Origin of the sequence: Nostoc flagelliforme FACHB-838, from assembly GCF_014698065.1 — a bacterium.
Taxonomy (GTDB): Bacteria; Cyanobacteriota; Cyanobacteriia; order Cyanobacteriales; family Nostocaceae; genus Nostoc; species Nostoc flagelliforme_B.
In genome coordinates, this window is record NZ_JACJSI010000160.1 from 1 (window position 1) to 14,135 (window position 14,135).

Annotated in this window: 15 protein-coding genes and 1 pseudogene; 11 read left to right on the forward strand and 5 right to left on the reverse strand. The window is 42.6% G+C overall.

Translation table 11 applies throughout. The features are described from left to right. Nucleotides 1–119: 119 nt before the first annotated feature. The 11 genes and pseudogenes from H6G97_RS34600 to H6G97_RS34650 all read left to right on the forward strand — a co-directional run bounded on the left by H6G97_RS34600 (nt 120) and on the right by H6G97_RS34650 (nt 8,158). Entirely contained in the window at nt 120–989 is an 870-nt protein-coding gene (locus H6G97_RS34600; protein WP_190944931.1) for an NAD(P)-dependent oxidoreductase, read from the forward strand. A gap of 77 nt (nt 990–1,066) precedes the next feature. Continuing rightward, nucleotides 1,067–1,741, forward strand: coding sequence for an HAD family hydrolase (locus H6G97_RS34605; protein ID WP_190944920.1), 675 nt, complete (start codon nt 1,067–1,069; stop codon nt 1,739–1,741). 43 nt (nt 1,742–1,784) lie between these two features. Then, nucleotides 1,785–1,982 carry a hypothetical protein gene (locus H6G97_RS51545; RefSeq protein ID WP_199349860.1) on the forward strand — a complete coding sequence of 66 codons (198 nt, stop codon included), beginning with the start codon at nt 1,785–1,787 and terminating at the stop codon, nt 1,980–1,982. Between the two features lie 210 nt (nt 1,983–2,192). Next, nucleotides 2,193–2,993, forward strand: a complete 801-nt coding sequence (locus tag H6G97_RS34615; RefSeq protein ID WP_190944921.1) for an SDR family oxidoreductase — start codon at nt 2,193–2,195, stop codon at nt 2,991–2,993. Nucleotides 2,994–3,305: 312 nt separating this feature from the next. Next, nucleotides 3,306–3,980: a cadmium resistance transporter gene (locus H6G97_RS34620; protein ID WP_190944922.1), complete on the forward strand. Its 675-nt coding sequence runs from the start codon at nt 3,306–3,308 to the stop codon at nt 3,978–3,980. A gap of 35 nt (nt 3,981–4,015) precedes the next feature. Continuing rightward, complete coding sequence (locus H6G97_RS34625; protein WP_190944923.1) at nt 4,016–4,324, forward strand: hypothetical protein; 309 nt, start codon at nt 4,016–4,018, stop codon at nt 4,322–4,324. Nucleotides 4,325–4,428: 104 nt separating this feature from the next. Then, nucleotides 4,429–4,653: a VOC family protein gene (locus H6G97_RS34630; protein ID WP_190944924.1), complete on the forward strand. Its 225-nt coding sequence runs from the start codon at nt 4,429–4,431 to the stop codon at nt 4,651–4,653. Between the two features lie 102 nt (nt 4,654–4,755). Further along, complete coding sequence (locus H6G97_RS34635; RefSeq protein WP_190944925.1) at nt 4,756–5,610, forward strand: ATP-binding cassette domain-containing protein; 855 nt, start codon at nt 4,756–4,758, stop codon at nt 5,608–5,610. Beyond that, nucleotides 5,567–6,425: pseudogene (locus H6G97_RS34640) on the forward strand (ABC transporter permease). Before H6G97_RS34635 ends, H6G97_RS34640 begins: the two are co-directional and overlap by 44 nt. Before the next feature lie 19 nt (nt 6,426–6,444). After that, nucleotides 6,445–6,924, forward strand: a complete 480-nt coding sequence (locus H6G97_RS34645) for a MarR family winged helix-turn-helix transcriptional regulator (RefSeq protein ID WP_190944926.1) — start codon at nt 6,445–6,447, stop codon at nt 6,922–6,924. Beyond that, nucleotides 6,884–8,158 (forward strand): MFS transporter, encoded by a 1,275-nt coding sequence (locus tag H6G97_RS34650; protein WP_190944927.1) that lies wholly within the window; start codon nt 6,884–6,886, stop codon nt 8,156–8,158. Before H6G97_RS34645 ends, H6G97_RS34650 begins: the two co-directional genes overlap by 41 nt. Nucleotides 8,159–8,393: 235 nt before the next feature. On the opposite strand, the gene H6G97_RS34655 is transcribed toward H6G97_RS34650, so the two are convergent. The 5 genes from H6G97_RS34655 to H6G97_RS53335 all read right to left on the reverse strand — a co-directional run bounded on the left by H6G97_RS34655 (nt 8,394) and on the right by H6G97_RS53335 (nt 13,933). Then, on the reverse strand, nt 8,394–10,244 hold the full coding sequence (locus tag H6G97_RS34655) for an ABC transporter ATP-binding protein (RefSeq protein WP_190944928.1): 1,851 nt from the start codon (nt 10,242–10,244) through the stop codon (nt 8,394–8,396). Between the two features lie 112 nt (nt 10,245–10,356). Next, a complete protein-coding gene (locus H6G97_RS34660; RefSeq protein ID WP_242055634.1) occupies nt 10,357–10,773 on the reverse strand; it encodes a GNAT family N-acetyltransferase in 417 nt (138 codons plus the stop codon). Between the two features lie 293 nt (nt 10,774–11,066). Beyond that, nucleotides 11,067–12,116, reverse strand: coding sequence for an aliphatic sulfonate ABC transporter substrate-binding protein (locus tag H6G97_RS34665; protein ID WP_190944929.1), 1,050 nt, complete (start codon nt 12,114–12,116; stop codon nt 11,067–11,069). Nucleotides 12,117–12,173: 57 nt separating this feature from the next. Then, the gene (locus tag H6G97_RS34670) at nt 12,174–13,172 is read right to left on the reverse strand and encodes an aldo/keto reductase (RefSeq protein ID WP_190944930.1); all 999 of its coding nucleotides are present in this window, start codon (nt 13,170–13,172) and stop codon (nt 12,174–12,176) included. Nucleotides 13,173–13,792: 620 nt separating this feature from the next. After that, on the reverse strand, nt 13,793–13,933 hold the full coding sequence (locus tag H6G97_RS53335; RefSeq protein ID WP_242055637.1) for a hypothetical protein: 141 nt from the start codon (nt 13,931–13,933) through the stop codon (nt 13,793–13,795). Between the last annotated feature and the right edge of the window lie 202 nt (nt 13,934–14,135).

Consider the following 14,135-nt stretch of genomic DNA (forward strand, 5'->3'; position numbering starts at 1 on the left):
ACTAGGGCTAAGTTTCCGTCCAAGAAGCCAGTACATAAGGGGGCAGGAGTTAAATTGGAAACACTTACTTTTTCTGTAATCAATACTGCTTAGAGCTTAACCGAACCGTATTGGGTGACATGGGACAGGCGATCGCAGCCGTTCTCAATCAAAATGGATTGAAGACCATTGCGGCCTTAGACGATCGCAGTGAACGAACTCGGCAATTAGCAGCCGCAGCCAATATCCAAGACGTGGGTTCCCTCACACAACTGGTAATTGAATCTGATCTGGTGTTATCAGTTTTAGTTCCTGCCGCCGCCGCAGAGGTAGCAAAACAGGTAGCTGAGGTGATAAGTAATGTGGGGAAACAGATTCTTTATGTTGATGGTAATGCGATCGCACCCCAAAAGGTAAAACGTATTACCCAACTGATTGAATCATCTGGGGCAACTTTTGTAGATGCTTCCATCATTGGCCCACCTCCCAGAGTTTCCGGTCGCACGCGCATCTATGCGTCAGGAAAACAGGCCAATGAATTGCAACAATTGCAGAATTATGGATTGGATATCCGAGTGATTGGCGATGAAGTTGGCCAGGCTTCTGGATTGAAAATGTCTTACGCCGCCCTCACCAAAGGACTGACAGCGATTAGTACAGAATTATTAATTGCTGCCCATCGTTTAGGTTTGGATGAGCAACTATGGAATGAAGTATCTAGTAGCCAACCAGAACTTGCTGCTATTCTCACCCGTTCTATTCCATCGATGACACCAAAAGCACATCGTTGGATCGGAGAAATGGAAGAGATTGCAGAAACTTTTAAAGCGGTAGGTTTGACTGAGCGGACTTTTTACGGCGCAGCTGATGTTTACCGCTTAGTGAAAGATACCTCTTTGGGTAAGGAAACACCAGAAGAACGTAACCGCAAGAGTGCTTCGCACACGCTTCGCGAAGGCCCATTGAGCGAAATCATTACTATTCTTTCCGACGAAACTGCACCAAACTAAAGCTTGTAAATTAATTCAGGTTTGGTCAAGATAAGTCAAATCCGTGCTGTTGTTGACTTTGAATTTTTAGTAAATTCATGAACAAATTTAATTTAGTTATTTTTGATTGTGATGGTGTTTTGATAGATAGTGAGCGAATCGCAATTACTATTTTGTTGGAAATGCTCAAGGAAATAGGACTATTTCTAACTTTAGAGGATGTGTTCGATATTTTTGTTGGCATATCAATGACCCGATGTTTAGAAATAGTTAAAAATTTGCTTGGCAAATCTCCACCAGAGAACTTTGCTACTGAATTTCAGCAACGAACCATGCAAGCTTTCGTGACTGATTTGCATCCAGTCCAGGGAATACATGATGTTTTGAGTAAGCTCAATCTTCCTTGTTGTGTTGCTTCAAATAGTAGCCCTAAGTGGATACAAAAAGCTTTATTTGTAACAGATCTGCTTCCTTACTTTTCAGATAAAATATTTAGTGCTTCAGAAGTTTCACGTAGTAAACCATATCCTGATGTATTTTTATATGCAGCCGATAAAATGGGATTTTCCCCAAAGGATTGTGTCGTTATTGAAGATACACCCACAGGTGTCACAGCTGGAGTTGATGCAGGTATGACAGTATTTGGTTATGCAGAACTGATTAACCCAGAAAAACTACGAGCAGTTGGTGCATCTGTCGTATTTAATGACATGAAATTATTACCAAAAGTGCTAGATCAGCAAAATCAACCTTTTATTAACAGTGGAAAGTAAAAGCATGATATCTAATCGCTATTGATGTTTTATTCGCACTGTAATGACAGACAGCAATGAATTCTGGCACAAACTAGATCGGCTAGTAGCCACTAGCAATCTTAAGATTGAGCGTCCAAGAGGAACTCCACACCCCAGATATCCATCCTTGATTTACCCTTTGGACTATGGATATTTGCAAGATACCCAAGCTGGAGATAGGTTTAATATTGATGTTTGGATCGGAAGTTTATCTGCTTAAAAAGTAACTGCCATTATCTGTAGTGTGGACTTAGAAAAGCGTGATACAGAAATCAAGATACTTTTAGACTGCACATCTGGTGAGAGTCAAGGCATCTTGAATATCCACAATACAGGCTCTCAGTCAGCAATATTATTAATTCGCGCTGAGTCTAATTTGATTTGAGTATGAAATTCAAACAATTAATATTTTCAACACAGGTAAATCATTATGAGCTTAGACCTACAACTATCAGGTAAAACAGCAATTGTTACAGGTGGAAGTGCAGGTATTGGATTAGCCACGGCTAAAGCTCTCTACACTGAAGGTGTGAATGTAGTGATAGCTGCTCGTAATCAAGAAAAGCTAGAGAAAGCAGTAGCCGATATCCAATCCTTACCGACTCCAGGCGCTAAAGTGATTTCTGTCAGTGCCGACCTAACTCAAGCAGAAAGTATTGATCGGGTTGTAGAGACAACCCTGGCACAATTTGGTCAGATTGATATTTTAATTAACAATGCTGGTTCAGCGCGTGCAGGATCTTTCTTAGAGTTGGGTGATGATGCTTTTTTAGATGCTTGGAATCTGAAATTGTTGGGCTACATCCGATTCGTTAGAGCTGTTGTCCCACATCAAAAAAATCGGCGTGATGGGCGAATTGTCAACATTATTGGTGGTGCAGGACGCACACCTCGTCCGTCCTTCCTCCCAGGCGGTACAACCAATGCTGCCTTATTGAACTTCACGCGAGGAATTTCTGAAGAGTTAGCCCAACATAATATTCGCATTAACGCTATTTCACCTGGTCTAACTGGTACAGAGTGTGCCGAACGTTTAGCAGAGCAAAATGCTCAAATCCGTGGTGTGAGTGTAGAAGAAATCAAGGCAGAATCATTAAAAGCAATACCTCTAGGGAAAATCGTTAAGCCAGAAGAGATTGCTGCACTGGCTTTATTTTTAGTTTCTGATCTTGCCTCTTCCATTACTGGGGCGGAGATTCTGGTTGATGGCGGCAATACTCCTGGTGTTTAACTGATCGAGCCGTTCTAAATCATTTGTGAAAAACAAGATACCCGAATTCTTAAATAATTCGGGTATCTGAGCCGTAATTTACATCTTGCACCAGGCAATTCTCACGCCTGGTGCTTTTAATTTTTTATTCAATAACTTCATTTTATCATTTTAACAAAAAAGAGTATTTGCTCTTATCATAGCCAGCCCATAATATTAAGTTCATAAGCTACTAAGCTTACCCATTGAAGGACAAAATTACATCTGTAATTAATTGCGATTGCTTCAACCATCTTCTAAAAGAATTTTGTTAAATCGTTGCGGAGAAAAAATATGGTTTGGCTAATTGGTACATTATTTATTGCAATATCTGTGGCTTTTGCAACGACATTTGATGATAATTTATATTTGACAGCTTTCTTTGGCAAAGTGAATCATAATTTTCGTCCCAAGCATATTATTATTGGCGAATTTGTAGGATTTACTGCACTAGTGTTTGCTAGTCTTCCTGGTTTCTTTGGTGGTTTAGTTCTTCCAGAAGCATGGATTGGATTGCTAGGAATTCTCCCAATTATAATTGGTATTAGTCATCTAATGAGTAGAGGAGAGGAAGAAGAGACTTTACAAGCTGTATCAGTTAATTTTACTAATTCAGCCAAACCAAAACGCCATAACAAATCATTATTAGCAACGCTAAAAGATCGTCAAACCTATCGGGTTTCTGCTGTTACCATTGCCAATGGTGGAAATAATATCGGTATTTATGTTCCGCTATTTGCTAGCAGTAACGTTCCTAGTCTGGCAGTAATTCTATGTGTTTGCTATTTAGCGATTGGAATGTGGTGCGTTGTCTCTTACAACCTAACCCGGAATCCTGTCATGGCTTCTGTTATGACTCGCTATGGTCGGAAAGTCTTTCCCTTTGTATTAATATACTTAGGATTATCCATCATGTTTAAAAGTGGAACTTATCAACTTGTACCTAATCTAGCAATGCTTTTTAAATAAGTTATTCGTCGTACATAGAAGCTTAAATTAAACACATGAAAATTCTCAAAATAGCTTTAATGACTTTAATACTTTTAATTAACTTGGCGATTGCTGCTCCCTCTTGGGCAGATGTAACATCACACTTAAGCGCAAATTCTGACTATTTCGTAGGGCAAAAAGTTATCTGGCTTTATAAAGCTCGTGCTGACTCAGAAAACACCCAAAGAATTCCTGGCGAAGTCGTCAAATTAGGCTCTAAGCAAGTGCAAGTAAAAGTGCAGAAAAATAAAAATGAGTTCGTTAATCGTTGGGTAAATCGAGACAGACTAGAAGTTGATAAAAGTGACCATTCTTTTAAATAATATAAATATATAATTTATTTCCAAATTAATTTTTATCACAGATTTATAGTTTGCATGACTAACCTAAAACTAATCATCATCTAGCGAATGGAGGCGCATGGTATGTGCTGAGGGATCTTCAAATCCACGTAGGTATAGAGAAGCACGCTAATAAGGAAGTATCTAGACGGCATATATGTTTTCGAGTCCACGACTTAGAAGCATTTGCCAAACATCTGCAAGTTCATGGGGTAGAAATTATTAGCGATCGCCTACCACCCAGTGTAGCTGATCGCCCCCCAACTGTATACGATCGCTTTTTTATCCGCGATCCGGGGGAAATCGCATAGAAATAGCGGAATTTACCCAACACAAAATAGACTCTTGACTTTTAAATAAAATATGCGAAGCTAATATTTAGATAAGCTAAATATTAAAAGTGCATCAAACTCGTGACAAGACTTACGGGAAAAGCTGATTTGTCTGAATCACTTGCTAGTAGCCCTAAAGCAGTGATTTTAGAAACACAAGGACTGACACGTTACTTCGGTAAAGCCGTTGCTGTAAATGATTTGAGTATCACCGTAGAACAAGGTGAGGTCTTTGGTTTACTTGGCCCAAATGGGGCAGGTAAAAGCACAGCAATAAAAATGTTGACTACTCTATTGCCCCTGAGTGCAGGGAGAGCAACTATAGCTGGCTATGATGTAACTCATCAGGCTGCTGCTGTCAGACGACTATTTGGCTATGTACCCCAAGCTCTTTCTGCTGATGGTAGTCTTACAGGCTACGAAAATCTCTTAATTTTTGCCAAGCTATACGATATTCCTGTTAAGCATAGGCAAAGACGTATCAGGGAAGTTCTAGATTTTATGGGTTTGCAAGACGCAGCCCATCGCTTGGTACGTAATTATTCTGGTGGCATGATCCGCAAGCTAGAAATTGGTCAATCCATCATGCACCAACCCAAGATTTTGTTTCTTGATGAACCGACTGTAGGGCTAGATCCCATTGCTCGTACTCAGGTATGGCAACTGGTGCAACAACTCCGCGCAGATTACGGCACAACCATATTTTTAACTACCCACTTTTTAGAAGAAGCCGATAGCCTGTGTAACCGAGTGACGATTATGCAGCAAGGCGAAGTTGTGACAACAGGCACACCAACTGATTTGAAAGCTTCTTTGGGTAAATCAAATGCAACTTTGGATGATGTCTTTATTCACTACACAGGGGATCTATTAACATCAGGAGTCAGCTATCGTGATACAGCAAGAACCAGACGTACAGCTCAACGGTTGGGTTAAGGCAAAACCTCCTCGCCGACCCAATATTATCTCTGCAATTATTCAGATATTTACGAAAACCCTCGTGATTGCCGAGATGGAAGTGCGGAAACTACGGCACGATCCCACTGATTTAATAGTCAGAGCCGTATAACCATCACTGTGGCTTCTGATCTTTGGGCAAGTATTCTCCCGGATTCGGGCAATTCCTACAGGTGACTTACCTTATTTAGACTTTATGGCTGCCGGTATTCTGGCGCAAAGTGTGTTGTTTGTCGCTATTTTTACAGGCGGTATGACGCTAATTTGGGAGCGAAACTTAGGAGTTGTGCATAAATAAATTCTTGGCTAGTCCGACACCAAGAGTAGCGATGGTGTTAGGGAAATCCCTAGCCTGTGGAGTGCGCTGTTTATCACAGGTATTTGTCATTTATGCACTAGCGCTAGTATTAGGTGTCAAACTCAATCTTCATCCTTTGGCTTTTTTGCAAGTGCTATTAGTCGTGATGTTGGGAGCAGGTTGTTTTTGTACATTTTCTTTAATCATTGGCTGTCTGGTGAAAACTAGAGAACGAATGACCGGAATTGGGCAGTTGTTAACTATGCCGTTGTTTTTTGCTAGTAATGCCATCTATCCCATTTCCATGATGCCCGACTGGTTAAAATTTTTATCTCGGATTAATCCCTTAACTTACGAAGTGGATGCCTTACGCGGGACAATGCTAGCAAATGGAACTAGTATCTATGGATTTGGTTGGGACTGTACAATTCTCTTGTTAACATTAATAGGCTTAACCCTGATTTGTGGACGACTTTATCCACGGGTGGCAATGTAATTAGGAGAAAGAATAGCTCATGAAACTCGGAAAACCTACGCAAGGCGCAACTTCCCAAGAATGTGCTGCCAGAGTAATGGATACAATTCCGTTAGTGATGCGGTTTATCCGAGCGGATATGCGAGCTCACAGTGCTGCTGCTTTATCTATACCACAGTTGCGATCGCTAGCATTTCTTAATCGCAGTCCAGGTGCTTCATTATCTGATTTGGCAGAGCATCTAGGTGTCACTTGTGCGACAGCATCAGCAACAACAGAAAGGCTAGTACAACGCAACTTGGTGCAACGCATCAATGATCCTCAAGAAAGGCGGCGAGTTCTCCTGAATCTTACTGAAGATGGAAAGCATCAATTAAAGCAATCCCAAGACCAAACTCGCACTCATATAGCCGACCTTTTGTCAGGTCTGACACCAGAACAAGTTTCCAATATTGAAGAAGGGTTGGCTCTACTAAAAAATGTCTTCGAGCAAACAGAAATTAAACGAGAGCAACGCTAAGTCTGCACAACACGATCCTTTTGCGGCGTTGAGATTTCGAGATTATCGCCTATTTACAATTGGGCGTGTACTTTTGTTCATTGGGTCACAAATGCAGACTGTGGCCATTGGCTGGGAACTATACGATCGCACAAATTCAGCTTTGGCGTTAGGTGGTGTTGGGCTAGCCCAAGTCTTGCCGATGATTGCCCTCACCTTGATTACTGGACATATAGCCGATCGCCGCGATCGCAAACTGACAATGTTGTTGTCAGTGCTGCTGTTGGTCTTATGTTCTCTAGGTTTGGCTGTACTTTCTTGGACTCAAGGTACAGTAGTTTTGATTTACGCCTGCTTGGTATTCACAGGGATTGCCAGGGCGTTCTTGAAACCTGCCAGTGATGCCTTAATGTGGCAATTGATACCTGTCAGTGCATTTACAAATGCAGCCACTTGGAATAGTAGTAGCTTTCAGTTAGCCTCAGTTATCGGCCCAGCCTTGGGAGGATTTGGTATAGCCTTCTTAGGAGGTGCTACAGGGGTCTACGTACTGGCTGCGATCGCTGGGTTGCTGTGTTTTATCTTAACGGCGGCAATCTCAAAACAAGAAACCATTCGTTCTACAGAACCAATCTCACTCAAAGCACTCTCAGCCGGGGCTAAGTTTGTCTGGGAAAACCAGTTGATTTTAGCAGCAATTACCTTAGATATGTTTGCAGTTTTGTTGGGGGGTGCGATCGCCTTACTACCGATCTTCGCCAAAGATATTTTGCAGGTAGGGCCATTAGAGTTAGGCTACCTACAAGCAGCACCCTCCATTGGTGCATTATTTATGGCGGTTTTACTGGTATATCTACCACCTTTACGCAAGGCTGGGCCAGCATTACTTTGGTCAGTAGTTGGCTTTGGCGTTGTCACGATTATCTTTGGGCTATCACGTTGGTTTTGGCTGTCATTATTGATGCTCGTGCTGAGTGGCGCACTAGATACGATTAGCGTTGTGATTCGCCATACATTAGTGCAAATTAGAACGCCAGATAATTTACGCGGTCGGGTTGCGGCGATCAACAGTGTATTTATTAGTGCGTCTAACGAGTTAGGCGGTTTTGAATCCGGCTTGACAGCTGCTTTATTTGGCCCGGTTATCTCAGTAGTTGGTGGTGGAATTGGCACAATTGCAGTGGTAATTGCGGTAGCTGCAATTTGGCCGGGAATTACCAAGCTAGGAGCATTACAGGAGTATGAGGGTAAATAGTAGGATTGGGGGAATACAAGAAAAATTACGGAAGTGGCTGTAACGCCAAACATATTTTAGGTTGTCTCCAATCCCTTTTACTTAGGACTTACGCAAAACTATACGCTGTAGGGGCAATACCCTGCGGGTTCGCTCTTAGCGTTCTCGTAGAGTAGCCTTCGGCTACATGTACATGAATTGCCCCTACCTGAGAATAAGGGTTTCGGCTGTTGTTTGCGTAAGCCCTGGCTTAAAACTATCCTGTTTGGAGTTCGGAGGCATTTTGATTATTGGCTTCTACAGCTAAGAATCCACCTGCCTGCATTTTCCATAACCTGTAGTAAGCACCATGACGTGCCAGCAGTTTGGTATGAGTGCCATCTTCGATAATACGCCCCTGGTCAAATACCAAAATGCGGTCTAAATGGGCAATAGTAGAAAGTCGATGAGCCACCACGATGACTGTTTTTCCATCCATCGCTAAATCTAGAGTATCTTGGATCGCTTTTTCGGTAATGGAATCGAGGCTGGAGGTAGCTTCATCTAGAATCAGAATTGGTGAGTCTTTGAGGATTACCCGCACGATCGCAATCCTTTGTCTTTGCCCTCCAGAAAGTTTGACACCGCGCTCACCAACCAAAGAATCATACCCTTCCTTAATCTGAGCAATAAAATCGTGAGCATAGGCTTGGCGTGCTGCCTCGACCACTTCCTCGTTGGTGGCATCTATTCGCCCGTAACGAATATTTTCTATTAATGTCCGATGGAACAGAGACGGATCTTGAGGAATCAAGCTGATCTGGGAGTGTAGGGCATTTTGCGTCATGTCTCGAATATCGACCCCATCAATAAGAATCTGTCCAGATTGGGGGTCGAATTGACGCAAAATCAGATTCACGAAACTGGATTTTCCAGAGCCAGAAAAGCCAACCAGTCCGACACGCTGGCCTGGTTGGATTGTTATAGACAGGTTGTCGAATACTTTTTTTCCAAGGGAGTAGCTAAAATTCACTTGGCGAAACTCAATCTGTCCCTGAGTAATTGAATGGGCGATCGCACTATCACGATCAATGATCTCGTGGGGTTGAACAATAGTGAAGACACCATTGGCAATATTGCCGATATGTTCAAAAAATTCTAGAAACCGTTTACTTAAATTGCGGGCTTCACTAATGATTAACAGTGACAAACTGGTAGCAACCACGAAATCCGCAGTCGCGATCGTTCCCTGACTCCAAAGTGAGAGTGAGTAATAAAGAGTGCCAATTTTCAGGACTGCTGCTGAGATAAACTGAAACCAACGGATTCGCTCTGAGTACCAATTGGATTTTCTCACCTCTTTGAGTTCGTCCCTTAATTGCTCATTCAAATAGCGTCGTTCAAAACCCAGGCGAGCAAACAGTCGGCTACTATTGAGGTTTGTTACTGCATCTACGATGATACCAGTTGTCTCACTTCTTGCGGCTGCGGCTTTTCGGGAGTAAATTTGGCAGCGAGTTGCCAGCCAGAACGAAATACTGATGAAAAGAACTGCCCACAACCCCACGAATCCAGCAAGTGGAGGATAGACGCGATACAGTAATATCGTCGTGACAGTATACACGATGATTACTGGCATAAATTCAGTAATCAGCATTTGCATCGTCTGAGTTACACCTAAAGAAGTTTCGCTAATCCGATGTGCCAATGCCCCGGAAAAACTGCTGCTGAGGTAACGATGAGAATGGTGCTGTAAATAGGCATATAGCGATCGGACAATGTGCTGTCGGTGGATCGGATGGAGGATTGTCTGTAAGAGTCCAGCCGATCGCCCGAATACCACTTCACCCACACTCAAGGCGGTGAACAACATCAGGGGTTGGCTCACGGCATCAAAAATCTGCTTACTCTCCCCTGGCGATCGCGTCACGCCCCGGATGATCTCGCCAATGGCATAAGGTAACATGATGCCGCAGGTTGCGTGTATTACCTCCAGAATCACCATTGCCACATACCACCAGCGGAACTGGTTAACGAAATAGCAAATGAACCTAAATGGAGTCGCTGGCAAGTTGGGCGCGTCGGCAGCACGTTGAAAGGATTTCCATTGTTTGGACTTTTTCTTCATGAGAGTCGATCTCGTAGCATCTTTTTAGGCTTCTTTTTAACAACTCGATTTAGTGGGGACAAATAACATTGAAATAAAGCTAGAAGACTTTGTTCACAGTGCCAAAGCTTTCTTAAGTAGCAATATTCAAACGATAAATATCCATCTCAACTCCATGAAATATCGTTCTTCTTTCGTGTCTCATACCCAACTTCCCAAGCACTCTGATCGATGCTGTGTTTGCTCGTTCGACAATGCCGAGAATATATGGAAATTTGAGTTGCTCAAATCCGTATTTAATTGTTGCTAACGCGGCTTCACTTGCTAATCCCTTACCCCAAAACTCTGGATCTAGCCGATACCCAATTTCTGGTTCGTTTACATTTTCAATTTGTTCTATTGCGATTCCACAGTAACCAATCAATTGGTTGCTTTCTTTTAAAATGACAGCCCACTTTCCAAATCCAAACGCTTTATAAGAAATCATGAAACTAACTATTTTAGCCTGCGTTTGGGAAACTGAGAGAATTCCAGTAGGAGAAAATTCCATTACTCTTGAATTTGCAAGTATTGGCGCAAGTTGAGAGTTGAGACACGTCTTTTTCTTGGAATTCTCGAAGCATTAGGCGTTGTGTTTCTAAGCAAAACATTCTTTCTGAAGAGGCTTAAGGGTGACAACAAGAAAACAATAAGCTGCGAAAACAAACGTCTAATGATATTACACCTTAGCTCTTCATAACTAATGAAACAAAGTATTAAGCTGTTACGCATTTAATTTGTACATTGACCTGTCAACAGTCAACAGTCATCAAGAGTATTTATATACTTTAGACGCGCATCAGCTTAGACCATAATTTCTGGCGGTGTGATTGCAGCATACAAATCAGGCGGAAGTAAAGCATCCTGAATATTGATTTTCTTCGGTATGACACCCTCTTTAAAGAATAAATCTGCTACACGCTGTTGTTCCGCTATCAGTGCAGGACTTAAGCCTCTGCGTCCTGCGAAAGTGCGACGAGACATTACCTTGTCGGCCACATCCTCATCAAGCTTTTGTGTTGCGATCATCAACTTTTTCACTTCATTTCGATTCGCCTCTGCCCACTTATCAAGAGCGTGAAGTTCTTCAATGATAATTTTTAGTAAGCCAGGATTTTCTTGGGCAAACTTCCTATCAGCAATATAATAGCCCCCAGGAGAATCTAGTCCAACAGAATCTCTGAGGACACGAATTCGACCCATCTTTTGAGCGATCGCATAGTGGGGATCTCCTGTCATCCAAACGGGAATTCTCCCTTCGAGAAATGCACCCCGCGCCTCGATGGTCGCCATGCTTTTGATTTTGATATCATTGATGGTCAAGCCGATTGACTGCAAAGCTCTAAGAATAAAATAGTGCGATGCCGAGCCTTTTTGAAAATAAACTTCTTGCCCCTTAATATCCTCAAATTTCTGAAGGGGAGACTCTGGAGGTACAGCAATTACACTACTTGTTCCTGTTCTTTCGGTTCTTTGTGTACCGACGACATAAACAAGGTCTGAACCAGCGACTTGGGCAAAAATTGGCGGCGTTTCTCCTACTGATCCTACGTCAACTCTTTTCGCAGCCATACCTTCCATGAGTTGTGGCCCTTGGACAAATTGCGCCCATTCCACCTTGATTCCCAGTGGCTCCAAGCGTTTCTCTAAAACTTGCCGATTTCTGAACAGATCCCCTGCACTCTGATAACCCATGCGGAGAACTTTCGTTTTTATACCAAGGGAAATTGAATTGCCACTAGTACTTGCTAGATTCTGTTGGCCTTGTTGGCTACAACTTCCCAACAAATATGCCATCGAAAAACCGCCCAGACTAGATGTAGCAACATTTAGAAAACGACGGCGTTTAATCATAGCTGTTTGATAGATAAAATAGTTTGGATTGGTTGGAAAGGTTAAAAGAAAGCAAAACTAACGCAGAGAATCTCCCCTGCGATATTCGGTGGTGATGTCGTCGAGTTTTTGTTTCAAATTGTCGTCGAGTTTTAGTTCTACAGCTTTGAGGGTGTCAGCAAGTTGTTCTGGACGAGTAGCACCAATAATAGGAGCAGTAATAATCGGATTAGCCAGTACCCAAGCTACCGCTAGGGTAGTGAGCGACAATCCAGCAAATTCCGCCACTGTGCGTAATTCTTCCACAGTATTGAACTCGCGATCGCGCCAGTATCGTTCTTGATAACGTTCTGCGGCAGCACCCAAGGTGAAACGTGTACCTGCGGTGGGGCCTTGAGTAAGATTGTGTTTGCCAGTGAGTAGACCACCTGCTAAGGGATTGTAAGGAATTACACCTAATCCTTCTTCTTTCGCCAAGGGCAAAAGTTCTCGCTCAATTTCGCGGAACAACAAATTATAGCGGGGTTGAATCGATACGAAGCGAGTTAAATTTCGCACTTCGGCGCGACCCAAGGCGCGGGCGAGTCGGTAAGCTAAGAAGTTAGAAACCCCAATGTAGCGTACCTTGCCAGCACGAACTACTGTATCTAATGCTTTTAAGGTTTCATCGAGAGGAGTTGAAGCATCATCAGAGTGCAATTGGTACAAATCAACATAATCAGTTCCCAGTCGTCTGAGGGAAGCATCGATCGCATCCAAAATGTGTTTACGCGAAGCACCCTGATCCCAAGGTGCAGGGCCAACTTTACCTACAGCTTTAGTAGCCAAAATAAAATGTTCGCGTTTGCCTTTGAGCCAGCGCCCAATAATTTCTTCGGTACTTCCAGCCGTAGCAAGCCCACCCCCAAGTGGATAAACATCAGCTGTATCCAAAAAGTTGATTCCCGCATCGGCGGCGGTGTCAAGGATTTGTTTGGAAGTTTCTTCATCTGTCTGCAATCCGAAAGTCATTGTACCGAGACAGAGGCGAGAAACAGTCAATCCAGTTTGACCAAGTTTAGTTGTTGGTAATGTCATGTTAGAAGAGGAAAAGAATTTTATTTAGAGGATGTTTGAAAAATCTTCTTGTTGGTAACAAAACGTTTTAGATCCCCCTAAATCCCCCTTAAAAAGGGGGACTTTGAGAATTTTTTGCCCCCCTTTTTAAGCTATCCATTAGTCACATCTTTCTTTACAATCTTGAAACGCTTGTTCTATCGTCATCTTGAACACTGAGGTGTCAAACATACTTGACAGATTGGCTCTTAATCTTCTCGCTAAAATTAGGTTTTTATTGAGAATTGATGACGAACGAATCAGGGTTAGAAAAAGCGTGAGTGAATACTCTCGCAAATGTTAAGAAAGATCCGGGTAATGGATAGCTTTTTAAGGGGGGTTGGGGGGATCAGCAAGTCCCTAAGGGGATTAAGGAGGGCTTAGTGGTGCGGAAAACTCCTGAAACCCTTATAGATAAAGCATTATTAGTGAGACAGTATTTTAGACATCTCCGCAAAAGTCAAACGATGACAATGGGTTTCAGCCGATATTTTGACTACACAGGCTCCTCATTATGAGACTCAAAAAAGTTTTCTGCACCACCAAGTAAGGAGGGTAAGAATGTGATTAAAATTACAGCAAACTACTTTTCAAACAAGCTCTTAGGCTACTACAGAAGCCTGACGACGGTTTTGTGAAACCAACCATTGTTGCAATTTCGAGTCACTGTACACTTCATCGGCAATAAAATGATCGCCTTCGGGCAGTACAGTAAAATCTACTCTTCCCCCCAGTCCGCGCAAGGTATCGACAATCTGCTGTGTATCTTCAATCGGCAGTTTTTCGTCTTTTCCACCTTGGAATATTTGGATAGGAATTTCTTTGAGTGCGGCTAGTAGTCTGCCAAGCCAACTTTGCTAGGTTAGATTCGGATATAAACGCTGCATTTTTCGGCGAGCATCTTTGGTTTGGAAACCCCAATATACGCTGGCTTTTTGCTGATTA

Coding starts and splice junctions, on each gene's coding strand:
- H6G97_RS34605 (WP_190944920.1), top strand. CDS start 1,067: ATGAACAAATTTAATTTAGTTATTTTTGATTGTGATGGTGTTTTGATA.
- H6G97_RS34650 (WP_190944927.1), top strand. CDS start 6,884: ATGTCTTCGAGCAAACAGAAATTAAACGAGAGCAACGCTAAGTCTGCA.
- H6G97_RS34645 (WP_190944926.1), top strand. CDS start 6,445: ATGAAACTCGGAAAACCTACGCAAGGCGCAACTTCCCAAGAATGTGCT.
- H6G97_RS34670 (WP_190944930.1), bottom strand. CDS start 13,172: ATGACATTACCAACAACTAAACTTGGTCAAACTGGATTGACTGTTTCT.
- H6G97_RS34620 (WP_190944922.1), top strand. CDS start 3,306: ATGGTTTGGCTAATTGGTACATTATTTATTGCAATATCTGTGGCTTTT.
- H6G97_RS51545 (WP_199349860.1), top strand. CDS start 1,785: ATGACAGACAGCAATGAATTCTGGCACAAACTAGATCGGCTAGTAGCC.
- H6G97_RS34665 (WP_190944929.1), bottom strand. CDS start 12,116: ATGATTAAACGCCGTCGTTTTCTAAATGTTGCTACATCTAGTCTGGGC.
- H6G97_RS34600 (WP_190944931.1), top strand. CDS start 120: ATGGGACAGGCGATCGCAGCCGTTCTCAATCAAAATGGATTGAAGACC.
- H6G97_RS34655 (WP_190944928.1), bottom strand. CDS start 10,244: ATGAAGAAAAAGTCCAAACAATGGAAATCCTTTCAACGTGCTGCCGAC.
- H6G97_RS34625 (WP_190944923.1), top strand. CDS start 4,016: ATGAAAATTCTCAAAATAGCTTTAATGACTTTAATACTTTTAATTAAC.
- H6G97_RS34660 (WP_242055634.1), bottom strand. CDS start 10,773: ATGGAATTTTCTCCTACTGGAATTCTCTCAGTTTCCCAAACGCAGGCT.
- H6G97_RS34615 (WP_190944921.1), top strand. CDS start 2,193: ATGAGCTTAGACCTACAACTATCAGGTAAAACAGCAATTGTTACAGGT.